Below are 213 nucleotides of genomic sequence, written 5' to 3' on the forward strand. Positions count from 1 at the left end.
CCCTCACGCCCCGTCCACTCCCGGGCCTCGGTCAGCAGCTCAACAGCCCCCGCCGACCAATCCACATGCGTGCTCGGCTCATCGACATGCAGCGTCCGCGGAAGGACACCCTCCCTCATGGCCATCACCATCTTGATGACACCCGCGACACCGGCGGCCGCCTGGGTGTGACCGATGTTGGACTTGATGGAACCCAGCCACAGAGGCCGGCCG

At 67.1% G+C, this 213-nt stretch carries 1 pseudogene; it reads right to left on the reverse strand.

Annotation, left to right across the window (positions count from 1 at the left end):
- Positions 1-213: pseudogene (locus ADL01_RS28305) on the reverse strand (polyketide synthase); the annotation flags it as partial.

The organism is Streptomyces sp. NRRL WC-3618 (assembly GCF_001280005.1).
In the GTDB taxonomy this organism is placed as follows: domain Bacteria; phylum Actinomycetota; class Actinomycetes; order Streptomycetales; family Streptomycetaceae; genus Streptomyces.